The sequence below is a fragment of the Mycobacterium sp. 852002-51613_SCH5001154 genome, from assembly GCF_001667425.1.
Taxonomy (GTDB): domain Bacteria; phylum Actinomycetota; class Actinomycetes; order Mycobacteriales; family Mycobacteriaceae; genus Mycobacterium.
On sequence record NZ_LZII01000056.1, the window covers coordinates 41,348 to 54,716 of the forward strand.

Annotated in this window: 15 protein-coding genes; 10 read left to right on the plus strand and 5 right to left on the minus strand. The window is 67.3% G+C overall.

The features are described from left to right. Positions 1–3: 3 nt before the first annotated feature. Positions 4–417, minus strand: coding sequence for a VOC family protein (locus tag A5750_RS15590; protein ID WP_066956993.1), 414 nt, complete (start codon positions 415–417; stop codon positions 4–6). A 140-nt stretch (positions 418–557) separates the two neighbouring features. Between A5750_RS15590 and A5750_RS15595 the strand changes: the two genes are divergently transcribed. After that, positions 558–1,205, plus strand: coding sequence for a TetR/AcrR family transcriptional regulator (locus tag A5750_RS15595; RefSeq protein ID WP_066956851.1), 648 nt, complete (start codon positions 558–560; stop codon positions 1,203–1,205). Next, positions 1,198–2,721: an FAD-dependent monooxygenase gene (locus tag A5750_RS15600; protein ID WP_067263968.1), complete on the plus strand. Its 1,524-nt coding sequence runs from the start codon at positions 1,198–1,200 to the stop codon at positions 2,719–2,721. The genes A5750_RS15595 and A5750_RS15600 overlap by 8 nt, the downstream gene beginning before the upstream one ends. Here A5750_RS15600 and A5750_RS15605 read toward each other — a convergent pair. Both A5750_RS15605 and A5750_RS15610 read right to left on the minus strand, forming a co-directional pair. Next, positions 2,718–3,347 carry a TetR/AcrR family transcriptional regulator gene (locus A5750_RS15605; RefSeq protein ID WP_066956859.1) on the minus strand — a complete coding sequence of 210 codons (630 nt, stop codon included), beginning with the start codon at positions 3,345–3,347 and terminating at the stop codon, positions 2,718–2,720. The two genes, A5750_RS15600 and A5750_RS15605, sit on opposite strands and share 4 nt — an antisense overlap. A 38-nt stretch (positions 3,348–3,385) precedes the next feature. Beyond that, positions 3,386–4,567, minus strand: coding sequence for an SRPBCC family protein (locus A5750_RS15610; protein WP_067263971.1), 1,182 nt, complete (start codon positions 4,565–4,567; stop codon positions 3,386–3,388). 289 nt (positions 4,568–4,856) lie between these two features. Between A5750_RS15610 and A5750_RS15615 the strand changes: the two genes are divergently transcribed. Then, the gene (locus A5750_RS15615) at positions 4,857–5,999 is read left to right on the plus strand and encodes a glycosyltransferase (RefSeq protein WP_066956865.1); all 1,143 of its coding nucleotides are present in this window, start codon (positions 4,857–4,859) and stop codon (positions 5,997–5,999) included. 55 nt (positions 6,000–6,054) lie between these two features. Here A5750_RS15615 and A5750_RS15620 read toward each other — a convergent pair whose 3' ends face one another. Continuing rightward, a complete protein-coding gene (locus A5750_RS15620) occupies positions 6,055–6,534 on the minus strand; it encodes a hypothetical protein (protein ID WP_231989222.1) in 480 nt (159 codons plus the stop codon). A gap of 98 nt (positions 6,535–6,632) precedes the next feature. Here A5750_RS15620 and A5750_RS15625 point away from each other — a divergent pair, with 98 nt between their 5' ends. Further along, positions 6,633–7,487, plus strand: coding sequence for a sulfurtransferase (locus A5750_RS15625; RefSeq protein WP_067263976.1), 855 nt, complete (start codon positions 6,633–6,635; stop codon positions 7,485–7,487). Between the two features lie 3 nt (positions 7,488–7,490). Here A5750_RS15625 and A5750_RS25390 read toward each other — a convergent pair whose 3' ends face one another. Further along, positions 7,491–8,369 (minus strand): hypothetical protein, encoded by an 879-nt coding sequence (locus A5750_RS25390; protein WP_082948346.1) that lies wholly within the window; start codon positions 8,367–8,369, stop codon positions 7,491–7,493. A gap of 139 nt (positions 8,370–8,508) precedes the next feature. On the opposite strand from A5750_RS25390, the gene A5750_RS15635 reads away from it, so the two are divergent. The 6 genes from A5750_RS15635 to A5750_RS15660 all read left to right on the plus strand — a co-directional run bounded on the left by A5750_RS15635 (position 8,509) and on the right by A5750_RS15660 (position 13,320). Next, the gene (locus A5750_RS15635) at positions 8,509–9,306 is read left to right on the plus strand and encodes an alpha/beta hydrolase (protein WP_067263979.1); all 798 of its coding nucleotides are present in this window, start codon (positions 8,509–8,511) and stop codon (positions 9,304–9,306) included. Positions 9,307–9,313: 7 nt separating this feature from the next. Beyond that, entirely contained in the window at positions 9,314–10,096 is a 783-nt protein-coding gene (locus tag A5750_RS15640; protein WP_066956875.1) for an SDR family NAD(P)-dependent oxidoreductase, read from the plus strand. Then, positions 10,093–10,965, plus strand: coding sequence for an LLM class F420-dependent oxidoreductase (locus tag A5750_RS15645; RefSeq protein ID WP_067263983.1), 873 nt, complete (start codon positions 10,093–10,095; stop codon positions 10,963–10,965). The genes A5750_RS15640 and A5750_RS15645 overlap by 4 nt, the downstream gene beginning before the upstream one ends. Continuing rightward, complete coding sequence (locus A5750_RS15650; protein ID WP_066957001.1) at positions 10,965–11,696, plus strand: hypothetical protein; 732 nt, start codon at positions 10,965–10,967, stop codon at positions 11,694–11,696. The genes A5750_RS15645 and A5750_RS15650 overlap by 1 nt, the downstream gene beginning before the upstream one ends. Positions 11,697–11,780: 84 nt before the next feature. Beyond that, positions 11,781–12,275, plus strand: coding sequence for a lipoprotein LpqH (locus tag A5750_RS15655; protein WP_066956881.1), 495 nt, complete (start codon positions 11,781–11,783; stop codon positions 12,273–12,275). A 55-nt stretch (positions 12,276–12,330) separates the two neighbouring features. After that, a complete protein-coding gene (locus A5750_RS15660; RefSeq protein ID WP_066956884.1) occupies positions 12,331–13,320 on the plus strand; it encodes an alpha/beta fold hydrolase in 990 nt (329 codons plus the stop codon). Positions 13,321–13,369 lie beyond the last annotated feature (49 nt).

Below are 13,369 nucleotides of genomic sequence, written 5' to 3' on the forward strand. Positions count from 1 at the left end.
TGTTTACGAATGCATCGCGGGCGCGTAAGAGATTCCGATGATCGTGCCCTCGATGGACTGCAGTCGAGCGACAGTTTGTCCCCACGGCTCGGTATGTGCGTCGTGCAGCAGAGTAAAACCCTTCTGCGTCAACTCGTTCGCCGCGGCCTGGACGGTGTCGGCGTCCGCGACCTCGAATTCGACGCTGGCCTGCGGCACAGGCCGCTCGACTGGCCAGTCAGGCGTGCCAAAGCAGGCTTGCGCAGCCTGAGCCAGCGGCCAAACCCCGAAGGACTTGCAGCCGTCGATGTCTTCACTGTGGAGATAGCCGTCGGCTTCCGCGGTCAGGGGCAGGCCAAGTGTGTCCACGTACAACCTTCGACTGACCGCCGGCTCGGGGGTGATCACTGCAACGCTCGTGACGAATTGCACTTCCATGGCTTCACCTTCCAACGCGAATTCGGCTGACCCATCCGATCGTGGCATCCGGTGCCCACACCCCGCTGGAGATGCATACCTCAAATATTGCCTGACAGGCAATATTGCCCGCCGGGCAAGTTTTGCGTACGTTGGTGCCCATGACCGAACAGCCGCGCGGGTTGCGGGAGCGCAAGAAGGCCGACACCCGCCGTGCCCTCAGCGACGCCGCGCTCAATCTCGCCTTCGAACGCGGGCTGGACAACGTGACGCGCGAGGACATCGCCAACCTCGCGGGAGTTTCGTTGCGCACGTTCAACAACTACTTCGGCGGCAAGTACGAGGCACTCGCCTACCGACAGACCGAGCGCATGCGCCGCAGCATTGCCGCGTTACGGCAACGCCCGGCCGACGAGCCACTGTGGACATCGATCGCACACGTGGTGCTCGAGCCCCTGGAAGCCGACTTCGGTGAGGTGTACGGCGAGGAACACCAGGTGCCCAGCCGCCACGAACTCGTCGAGGTCCGCAAAATGCTGATGAACCCCCAGATCCGTAACGCATTGCCGCAGGACCTATTCGATGAGTGGCTCGCGGTGATCGCCGAACGCACCGGCACCGATCCCGAGCACGACCTCTACCCGCGCCTGGTGGTGGCGATCGTGCGCGCCGTCGGCGACGCCGCAGCGGAGGCCTACGTACGAGCCGACCCGCCCGTCCCGATCACCGACCTGATCCGTTCCGGCTTTGCCGCCGTCAGCGCCGGCCTACCCCAACCCACCAAACGCACGAAGGAAACACATGACTGACGAACACGCCGACATCGTCATCTCCGGCGCCGGCCCCAATGGACTCCTGCTGGCCTGCGAGCTCGCGCTGGCCGGCATCCGGCCCGTCGTGCTGGACGCCCTGCCCGGACCCAGCCCGGAGCCGAAGGCGAACGGCCTTGTGGGACAGGTGGTTCGGACGCTCGACATGCGCGGCCTGTATCAGGCGTTCACCGGCGACCCCGAACCGCCCCAGCCGACCTACGGGTGGATCTTCGCAGCCATGACCCTGAACTTCTCCGGCCTGCCCGAAAACCCGATGTACGCGCTGCCCATCCAACAGCCCCGGCTGGTGCGGCTACTGGAGAAGCGTGCCCGCGATCTTGGCGTGGATCTGCGCTGGGGACACGAACTGACGGGTTTGCATCAGGAGCCGGAAGCCGTTGGAGCGCTGGTGTCTTCGGCCGAACGTGATTATCGCATCGACGCTGACTACCTGGTGGGCGCCGATGGCGGTCGCAGCCTGGTGCGCAAGACGGTGGGCATCGACTTCCCCGGCACCACCACGGACATCGTGGGTCGGCTCGCCCACGTGCACGTCCCCGACGAGTACCGCCGCGCCGACGGCGGGCTCGACATTCCCGGGTTCGGCCGGGTCGCCTTCGGTCACACGCGATTGGACCGGGGCGGACTGATCTACGCCGAGTTCGAGCCCGGTCGATCGCTCTTCGGGACCTTCGAATTCGGGCCGCCGGTCGAGGACAAACCGATGAGCGTGGCCGAGCTGCTCGCAAGCGCCCGCCGCGTACTGGGCGTCGACGTTCCCTTTGAGGAGCCGAAAGACCCTGGGCCGCACGCGCTTCGCCGGATCAACGGACAGAATACCCGCCATGCCGAGCACTATCGCGACGGCCGGGTCCTGTTGCTCGGCGACGCCGCCCACGTGCACAGCGCCATGGGCGGCCCCGGACTGAACCTGGGCCTGCAAGACGCCATGAACCTCGGCTGGAAGCTGGCCGCCCACCTCAACGGCTGGGCCCCAACCGGACTGCTCGACACCTACGAATCCGAACGCCATCCCGTCGGCGAGCGCGTGATGATGCACTCGCAGGCTCAGACCGCGCTCATGTTGCCCGGTCCCGAAGTCGCGGCGCTCCGCACCCTGCTGGGCGAACTTTTCAGCCTCCCCGACGTCGCCAAGCACATGGCCGCGCTGTTGGCCGGCACCGACGTGCGCTACGACGTGGGTGACGACCACCCACTGGCGGGTTGGCCCTTGCCCGAGCTGACCCTCGCGGACGGCCGACGGATCACCGAGTTGCTCCACGGCGCGAGACCGGTGCTCCTCGACTTCGACGGCGGCGTCGGGACCGCGGCGTCGGCCTGGGCCGATCGGGTGGAGATCGTGACCGCTACGCTCGACGACCCGCCCGCCGCGGCTCTGCTGATCCGGCCCGACGGATACGTCGCCTGGGCGGCTGACGAATTCGGGCCGGCCCAGCAAGCCGGCCTGCACGCGGCGCTGCGGCGCTGGTTCGGGCCCGAGTCCAGCGGTTAGGGCGCGGGCCGCGCGGCTCCAGGGACGGGCCCGAAATGGGTGATGGCGGGCGCCACCCACTGGCGCAAGTAGTCCCGCAGCTCGCTGCCCGTCCGTGGCGGCCGTCCGGGGTCGACGATGAAGGATTGCAAGACCCTGAGCATGAATTCGACCAGGTCGTCGCGCCTGTCGTCGGTGATGCCGGCGCTGTTCCAGTCCACGTTGAAGCGATCGATGATGGAGCGCCCCAGCGCAAGCGCAACATCGGAAGTGACGCTGGCCGAGTAGGCCGCCGCCTTGTCGGAGGTCAGGAGCAACCCGAGGTATTTGTCCTGAGGGAGCAATTCCAAAGTGTGGGCGATGCCCTCGACCACCGCCTCGGCCGGGTCGTGAATGGGCTCCACGTGGGCCGCCAACCGGTCGAGGGCGGGGCCCACTTCCGACAACGCGGTCGCGGCCAACAGCGCGTCGGCGCTCGGGAAATACCGGTACACGGTCTGACGAGTGACGCCCAGATCGCGCGCGATGTCGCTGATTTTGATGTCCGGGCCTGACTGATCTATCGCGCGGCTCGCCGCGGAAATGATCCGCGCAATGGCTTCGTCGTCGCTCGACGGCAACGCGCCTGCCCAGCCGTGTCTGCGCATCTACCGTGCCCTCACGGTGAGTATGGTCGCATGAGAACCTAACTCAGCGCGACGCCTATCTCCTCGGCAAACACTCTGACCATGTGTTGCACGCCGATCTCGTTGCGGCCGATCACCATATGGTCGTGTTGGCCCTGGCGCACACCCTCGCCGCACTGCGGCAGCATCGCGAAGTCCTCGTCGCGCACCGCCGCGTGCACGGCGTCGTAGATCATGTCGTAGCCGTGCCGCTGGTCGTCGGTGGTCGCCGGGATGCGCGCCAACCAACTGTGCCGCACGGTGCAGCGGGTGGGGGCGCCGGCGGGCAGGATGTCGATGACTTCCACGCCCACGTTGCTGTTGGCCAGAATCAGGTTCGGGTAGATCCAATAGATCAGGCCCATGTTGTCCCGCACGTCCCACGATCCAGTTGGATCGGTGTCGAGGTTGGCGATCCAGTTGAACGGAAAGCCGAGCCGGTGATGCTTGCCGTACTCGTCGTAGATCGCCACGTTGGGCAGGGCGTTCTGGCCAATCAGGCTCTCGCCGTGGACAAATGGGAAGTGGTATCCCTCCGCGAACGCTTCCAGTGCCCCCTTCCACGACACCTCGGAGGTGAACTCGCGGTGCGTGTGATACCCGAACGATCCGTAGTCGAGTTCGGCTAACTGTGAACGCAGCGGACCCAGATGCGCGTCGACGTCGAGGGAACCGTCGGCGGTCAGCACCGCCCAGATGAAGCCGTACGCTTCCTGACTGGGCAACTCCACGAGCCCGTAATCGTGGGTATCGACCCCCGTGAAGCCGGATTTGCCTGGGACGCTGAACAACTCCCCGGTGTTCTTGTACGTCCACGCGTGATACGGGCAGGTGAAGCGAGAGGCGTTGCCCGCACCGTATGCGGGCATAGCGCCGCGGTGCCGGCAGTAGTTGAGAAACACATGACTGGCTCCCGAGCGGTCCCGGGTCACCAGCAGCGAATTGCCGAGCACCGAGCGGACTTCGAAGTCGTTTGGATTGGGCAGCTGCACACTCGGCAAGATCGCCAGTGGGGTCCGCCGCAGAATCTGTGACTCCTCGATGTCGGCGACTTTGGCGTCCCGGTAGTAGTGCAGCGGCACTCGCAGCACGTCCGCGGCCAGGTCGGTCGTCTTGTTCAACACGAGCCGCAACGCTCGCCGCGTCAGATCGTCGTTAAGTTCAACCGGACGCACGCTCTCGATCGTCACGACTCGGACCATACACTGGAGCACCTATGGATGGTCAAGCCCCCGCGACCTCGTCGTATCGCGGACGTGTCGGGCACGGTGGTCGGATTCCGCACCCGGTCAGTGGGACCTCGCAACTGCATTGAGCCTCCCGATTTCGGGCGACTTCCTCGGCGCGCGGGTATCCGGCGCCGACGTCGGCGAACGGATCAACGAAGCCGAGGGCCCCAAGGGCTAGCCGGTCGGCGGAATTCATGGACTGTTCAGGCCAGCGCCAAGTCCACATTGTTGAATGCACACGCGCACCGCGTGTCCTCACGTTATGCGCGTTGTACAGGTCGCCAACTTCTATGGCCCTCGCTCCGGCGGCCTTCGCACCGCGGTGGACCGGCTGGGCGCCGAATATTGCGCCGGCGGGCACGAGGTGTTCCTGATCGTTCCCGGGCAGCGTGCCGAGCGCAGCCGGCTGCACACCGGCGTGGTGCGAATCACCCTGCCCGCCCGGCTGATTCCCCTCACCGGCGGCTACCGCGCCGTACTGCCCGGGCCGGTCAAGGCGCTGTTGGAGGCGTTGCGGCCCGACGCCCTGGAGGTCTCCGACCGGCTGACCCTGCGATCACTGGGCCGGTGGGGACGCGACCATGGCGCCACAACGGTCATGATTTCCCACGAGCGGCTGGATCGGCTTGTGGGACAGATCCTTCCGCGCCGCGCCGCGGTGAAATTCGCCGATCTGGCCAACGCGCGCACCGCGGCCGACTACGACACGGTGGTATGCACCACCGGTTTCGCGCGCGAGGAATTCGACCGCATCGGCGCGACGAACACCGTGACCGTCCCGCTGGGCGTGGATCTGCAGACCTTCCACCCGCGCCGGCACTCGTACCTGGTGCGGCGGCGCTGGGCGACGCCGACCCAGCTGCTGGTGGTTCATTGCGGCCGGCTGTCGGTGGAAAAACGGGTCGACCGCAGCATCGACGCGATCGGCGAGTTGCGCCATGCCGGGGTCGATGCCCGGCTCGTCGTAGTGGGCGAGGGTCCGTTGCGGGCCAGGCTGGAGCGACAGGCCGCCCGCCTACCAGTCGACTTCACCGGGTTCGTCTCCGATCGGCGCATGGTGGCCGGGCTGCTGGCCTCGGCCGACGTGACCCTGGCACCCGGACCGCACGAGACTTTCGGGCTCGCCGCCCTGGAGTCGCTGGCCTGCGGGACACCGGCCGTGGTCTCGCGCACCTCGGCGCTGACCGAGATCATCACCGCGGACAGCGGTGCTTCGGCGGACAACCACCCGGCCGCCATCGCGCGGGCGGTCAGCGCCGTCACCAGCCGCCCCGAGCACCACCGACGCGTCTCGGCGCGACGCCGTGCCGAGGACTTCACCTGGCACCGGGCGGCAACGGGCATGCTGGCCACGTTGGGGGCGCCGGCGCAAGACGATCACCCCGGCGCCGAGCACACGGCTTAGCCCCATAAATCCAGGGCCACATGGGATTTGCCTTGACCTCGGACCGCGGAACTCCCTAAAAGTCGGAGGCTGCCCACGATCCGGGCGGATACGGCGGAACCACGCCGGCGAAGGCGCCATCGGTGAGCCTGCACAGGGTGTCGGAAATCGTTCCGGCGTTGGCCAATACCTTCGCTTCGCTGCCCGGCGCGACGCGCGCGACCACCGCCTGCCAGAAGTAGCCGACGCCGCCGTGTTCGTACCAGACGAACCAGTCGGTGTCGCGATTGCCGGCACGAATCAGCCGGCGGAACGGCAACGTCGGATCGCTGACCGCGTCGGTCGCGTTGAACGGCGCGCCGATGTCGGCGATGGGCGGCAGCAGCTTGGTCAGCTCCGGCGGCAATTGGGATAAGTGCTGCACTTCCCGCACGGGTGTCGTCAACGCGCACTGGGTGTTTGGCAACGCTTCCGCGGGGACCGCCGTCACCAGTGCCAACGTGGCGGCAAGACAACCGCTGATTCCATAGCTGATGCGCGCCACGATCTGCTCCATCTGGTCTACCGCTCACCAGGACGCTACGCCACCCTTTGCTGAACGGCGCCGCTTTCGCGGCCGCTAGGCTCATTGCTGACGATCAGGGAGGCGAATCGGTGGGAACCCGAGACCAGGTGTTGATCACCGTCGCAGAGCTGGCTGGCCTCCTCGAGGCCGGCGATCCGGTGACCATCCTCGACGTGCGATGGCGCCTCGACGAGCCCGACGGGCGGCCGGCCTACCTGGACGGGCACGTGCCGGGCGCGGTGTACGCGTCGCTCGAAGACGAACTCAGCGATCACACGATCGCCGGACGTGGCCGCCACCCGCTGCCGGCGGGCAGCGATCTGCAGTCCGCCGCGCGCCGGTGGGGAATCCGGGATGACGTGCCGGTCGTGGTCTATGACGATTGGAATCGCGCCGGTTCGGCGCGCGCCTGGTGGGTGTTGACGGCGGCCGGTCTGTCCGACGTCCGCATCCTCGACGGGGGCCTGGCCGCCTGGCGAGCGGCCGGACGGAGCCTCGAAACGGGGCAGGTGACACCGCAGCCCGGGAATGTGACTGTGCCGCACGATGATCTGTACGCCGGTGGCCGACCGACCCTGACCGCCGAACAAGCCGGCGACGGCGCCGTGACGCTGCTCGACGCGCGAGCGCCCGAACGCTTCCGCGGCGAAATCGAACCGCTCGACCCCGCCGCCGGGCACATCCCCGGCGCCACGAACCTGCCCAGCACCGCGATCCTGGCGGCCGACGGCACGTTCGTCGGCGACGACGCGTTCAGTCGAATTCTGGCCGAACACGGCGTCGACCACGGCGACCCGTTGGGCGCCTACTGCGGCTCGGGCGTGACCGCCAGCGTCACGGTAGCCGCGCTCGCCGCGCTGGGCCGGGAGGCGGCGCTGTTTCCCGGGTCGTGGTCCGAGTGGTGTTCGGACCCCGCCCGCGCCGTCGCCCGCGGTCCCGAGTAACGGTCACACACCGCCCCAGCTCTGCAGGAACGCGGCGGTCACCCGGGCGGCGTTATTCGCCGCGATCCGCTTGTAGCAGAAGAACTGGAACGGAAAGCCCGGCAGGTGGAGCGGATCGCCGGGCCCGTCCGTGATGCCCCGGATGCCCAGGAAGGGGACACCGTGCGCATCGGCGACGGCCTGCGCCGCCGCGGTCTCCATGTCCGTCGCATCGTAGGCCGGGTCCGACGTCGAGACGATGTTCAGGTTGCTGATGAGCGCGCTTCTGAGCCAGCGGCCCGCCGCCTGCCGGAAATTGCCCGTGTACCGCAGCGAGCGATCGGGCGCGCGGCGGGGCTGGCAGCCGAAAACGTCGCCGCCGTTCGGGATACAGGGAAACGCCACGCCGTTGTTGTTGTCCCAACTACAACCGTCGCCACCGACGACGATTCGCGGCCGGCGCCGCAGATCGATACTGCCGGCGACGCTTTCCAGTGCGACGGAGAGCTTCTTGGCCGTGGCCAGCATGGCGGGATCAACCGGGCGAAACGTCGTGCCGTTGTCCAGTGTCCAGCGCGCCGGTACGGTCACGTCCGCAATGCTGGTGCGCGCCGCCCCGCCGGCGACCCCCGAAAACACCACCGCCCCAATCTCGTTGGACGATCCGCGAGCGAAGCGTGCCAACGCGGCCTCGGTGGTGTCGACGGCGTTCACCAAACCGATGCCCGTCATCGCCACGATCACCTTCTTGCCGGCGATCGCGCCGAGATAGAAATGTCGCCGGTCGACCACGACCACCGGGTCGGAGTCAAGCGTGGTGTGAGACAGCACCGCGTCGGCTTCGGCCGGAAAAGCGGACAGCAGCAACGTGCGCCGTTCACCGCCATCCGCGCCAGCACGCATCGACCCAGTAAACGCCACTACAGCCGAGGGCGGGGCCGACTCCGTCGCGGCTTTGCTGATTTCGGCCCTTCGCGGGGGGCCAGCGGTTAGTCTCAGCGGCGTTGCAGGCAACCCTGGCGCGCCACAGAGGAGCACGTTCATGCTCGAAGTGATCGACAGAACGCCGCGCCGCGAGTCCCACAAGCCGCCGGTGCTATTCGTCCACGGCGCATGGCACGGCGCCTGGTGCTGGGACGAGCATTTCCTGGACTTCTTCGCGGACAAGGGCCACCGAGCGTTGGCGCTGAGCCTTCGCGGTCACGGAAAGAGCCCGGCTCTCAAGTCGATGCGGTTGTGTTCGATCGCGGACTTCGTTGTCGACGTCGCCACGGTCGCGGACCGGTTGCCGGAACGACCGGTGATAGTCGGCCACTCCATGGGTGGCTTCGTCGTCCAGAAGTACTTGGAATCGCACGACGCTGCGGCGGCCGTGCTGCTGGCGTCGGTACCCCCGAACGGCATCCGCGGATTCTTGGCGCGCAGGTTCAAGCGGCACCCGTGGTACACCGCCAGCGGGCTGGTCCGGACCAGGTCGCTGTGCGGTGTCGGCGGCACACCGGAATTGGCCCGCGAGACCTTCTTCTCGCGGTCGAACTCCGAAGCCGATGTGGCGCGCTATGCCGCCGAACTCTGCGAGGAGTATGCGCTCAAGATCGCGATCGACATGTTGTGGCTCAACAAACCCAGGCCGCACCTTGTCAGCACGCCGCTGTTGGTGTTGGGGGCCGAAGACGACGTGTGCTTCACGACACGAGAAGTCCGGGCGACCGCGGCCGCCTACGACACCGAAGCGGAAATCTTCCCTAAGATGAGCCACGACATGATGCTTGACCCTGGGTGGCGTGCCGTCGCCGAGAGAATCCACGCTTGGCTCGAAACATGCGTGCCCGCAGGTTGACTGCGCAATGAGCGGCCGGCTTGACGGTAGGGTCGCGATCATCACCGGGGCTAGCACCGGCCTGGGGCCCGTGCTGGGCGCGCTGTTCGTCCGGGAGGGCGCCAGGGTGCTGCTGGCCGCGCGACGCGAAGAGCTGGTACGCGAGGCCGCCCACGCCGCCGGGCCCGGAGCCATCGCGGTGCGCGCGGATGTCACCGACGAGCATGACGTCGCGGCCATGGTGGCGCGAGCCGTGACCGAATTCGGCCACGTGGACATTCTGTGCAACAACGCCGCCGCACCCGGACAGGACCGCTGGATCTGGGAGCAGACCCTGGACAACTGGAACGCCACTCTCGCCATCGACGTCACCGCGGCGATGCTGTGCACCCGGGAAGTGCTCAACCAGTCGATGCTGGCGCGCCGTCGCGGCGTCATCCTCAACTTCTCTTCCACGGCAGGCTATTCCGGCATCGTCCGCAAGACCCACTACGTCACCGCCAAGGCATCCCTGCGGGCGTTCACCAAGACCGTCGCGCTGGAAGTCGGGCCCTACGGCATCCGGTGCAACTGCATTGTGCCCGGGGCCATCGATACCGAGCTGTGGCGGCAATGGGTGCAACGCACGGCCGACGAGCGAGGGGTCGATTTCGCCACCCAGCGCGCCAAAGCCGTCAAAGGCGTTGCCCTGCAAGATATCTCCACGCCCGAAGACGTCGCCAACTTGGCGTTGTTTCTGGCCAGCGACGAAAGCCGCACCATCACCGGCCAATCCATCCCTGTCGACGCCGGAGGGTACATGCAGGGATGAGCGCCCCACGACTCTCGGTGGCCACCCCGGTGGTGACAATGTTTCCGAAGACCAGCGGCGACTGGGAGAAACACGCTTTCATCGACGACCTGGCGCGCATCGCCGAGGCGGCGGATCGGCTCGGCTACCACCACCTAACCTGCAGCGAACACATCGCGCTGCCCGCGGCCGAGACGCACCGCCGCGGTACCCGCTATTGGGATCCGCTGGCCACCTTCGGCTACCTGGCGGCGCGCACCTCACGAATCCGGTTTGCCACCAACGTGCTGGTGCTCGGATACCACCATCCGCTCGAGATCGCCAAACGCTACGGCACGCTGGACAAGGTGAGCGGCGGCCGGCTCATCCTCGGCGTCGGAGTCGGCAGCCTCAAAGAGGAATTCGAGCTCATCGGCGCACCCTTCGACGACCGTGGACCGCGGGGCGACGACGCCCTCAAGGCGCTGCGCGCCTCGCTGTCCGTGCCCGAACCCGCCTACCACGGCGAGTTTTACTCCTTCGGCGGCATGGTCGTGGATCCGTGCGCGGTGCAGGACCGTGTCCCGATCTGGATCGGGGGCCGCACGCTGCGGTCGTTGCGCCGCGCCGCGAACCTGGCCGACGGCTGGGCACCCTTCAACGTGACCCTGCCTCAGGCGCGAGATTGGTTGAGCCGCTTCGATCTTCGATCCGATTTCGAGGTCGTCCTGCCGCCATCGACGGCCCTGGACCCGATCAACGAGCCGGAACAAACCCGAGACGCCGTCGGCCAGGCCGCCGCGCACGGCGCCACCATCGTGCCCGCCGTCTTCCGCCACACCTCGCTGCAGCATTACCTGGACAACCTGCAGGCGCTCGCCGAGCTGCACTCCCCCGGCGGCGCCGCGTGATCCGGATCAGGGCAGGCATATTCAGCCTCACCGCCGCCGCGCCGGCCGACGACGACGGCGGCTACCTGCGCTGGCACCTGCTGGATCACATGCCGGAGCAGTATCAACTTCCAGGCATCGTGCACGGGTTGCGCTGGATCGCCGACGGCGACTATCCCCAGCATCGACTGGCGGCAAACGGCCCGCTGGGTGAGATCGGCAATGCGGTGCACTACCTGGTAGGCGACCCCGTCGAGGAGACATTCGACGACTTCGTCGCCCTCGGCCGCGCGCTGCGCGAGAACGGCCGCTTTCCCGTCGTCCGGCCGTCCCTGCAAGTGGCCGGCCTGCGCTTGCTGCAATGGCACAGCGCCCCGCACGCGCTGGTCTCCGCGGAGGTGGTTCCGTTCCGGCCGCACCGCGGCATCGTGCTGATCGTCGAAGAACCCGTTGACGGCAGCCGACCGGACGGGTGGCTGCAGTGGTTGCATGCCGAGCACCACCCGGCGCTGCTCGGCGTGCCGGGCACGGCCGGCGCCTGGACATTCGGTTCCAGCGCCGGCTGGAGCCACCTGCCGCGGGGCTGGCGAACCGAGCACCAATACATCACCGTCGTCTACCTCGACGACGACCCGCTGACCACGACCAGTGCCCTGGCACCCGTCATCGAAGAGCGATGGCGATCGGACGCGGTACGGCCCATCTTCGCCGGACCGCTGCGCAGCATGGTCAGTTGGGAAGCCTGGCGGTAAACCCCCCGGTTGACTGGTCGCCAGAGAAATGAGACCTTCCCGAAACGAAGGAAACCTATCGTCCTCGCTGACAAGGGAGGTGAGATGACGAATCGGTATGTCCTCGCGGCCGCGGGACTTGTGCTGGTGGCCGGTTTGTCGGGCTGTTCCGGCAAGGGCGGCCAGCCGCCGTCCGCCCCAAGTTCGAGCCGTGTTGCCGTGACCACGACCGTCATGATCGACGGGAACAAACACACCATGACCACGGGGGTCAACTGCGCCAGTTCGGCGGCGCAACCGAACGCGTCGCCACCGGAATCCGGGGACCTGACCACTCGCATCACCGTCCACGACGACACGGCGTCTGTGTCGCTGGCCCTGTCCGACGAGAAGCCGCCGATGGTGGACGGATTCGCGATTTCGCTCACGCTGGCCAACGGTCAGTACCAACTGCCCTACCAGTCGACCAAGTCGGCGACCCAGGTCCAGGCAACCAAGGAGGGCAAGAGCTACACGGTGACCGGGACGGGCGAGGCGACAACGCCCGGCCAAAGCGGCACGCGCCCGGTGACTTTCGGGGTGCACGTCACCTGTCCATAACTGCCGGGCCGCGGAGATGGTTGTCTACCGTCGTCGGCTCTGCGATGCTGGCAGCTTGGACATCTTCGCGGAGTGGCAAACCGGCGGCACTGAACTGCGTTGGCGGTCAACGACCGCCGCCAACGATGCGCACGAAGTCGCGGTGTTCAGTCGCCGCTGCGGCACACCCGGCGCCCCCGCCCTGGTCATCGTGCACGGCTTCCCGACGTCGAGCATCGACTTTTTCGCCCTGGCCGCTGAATTGGGTTCCGAGTTCGACATCTACCTGCTGGACTTCCCGGGTTACGGCCTGTCCGACAAGCCGGCCGAGCCGTATGTGTATTCGCTCTACGACGACGCGCGTCTGCTCGTCTACGCGATCACCCAGGTGTGGAATCTGACCGAATACCGCATGCTCACCCACGACCGCGGCAGCAGCGTCGGCATGATTGCACTGGAAATGCTGGCCGCCCTGGATCCGCCGGCCGCGCCCGTCGACCTCATCGTGACGAACGCCAACATCTACCTGCCGCTGTCCAACCTCACCGCATTCCAGACCGCGCTGCTCGACCCCGCGACCGGCCGGCCCACCGCGAAGGCAACGACGCCGCAGTTGCTGGCGGCCGGCCTGGGAGCCAGCACCTTCATGCCGCGGCGGACAACGGACGACCCCGAGATCGCTACGCTGGCGAAGTGCTTCGCCCACAACGACGGAATCCGCGTGCTGCCCGACACCATCCAATACCTGCACGAGCGTGCCGCGGACGAAACAGGTTGGCTCGAGGCACTTTCCAGGAGCCCGGTCAACACCACCGTGGTGTGGGGGCTGCATGACAACGTCGCGCCGCTACGCGTCCCCAATCATGTCTGGCAGACGTATCTGAAGAACAAGCCCGGCCGCAACCGCTACTGGGTGGTGCCCGGCGCCGACCACTACCTGCAATGCGACGCCCCCGGCCAACTTGCCGAGATCGTTCGGCTCACGGCCCAGGGCGGCGACATTCCGCTGCAGACTCTCGGCAACCAGCCCGACGGCGCGGTGCTCGTAGACCAAAGCGCCACCTAGCCCGGCCGAGTGTGCGGCTGGCCGCACGTTCGAGCTCGAGTGTGCGGCT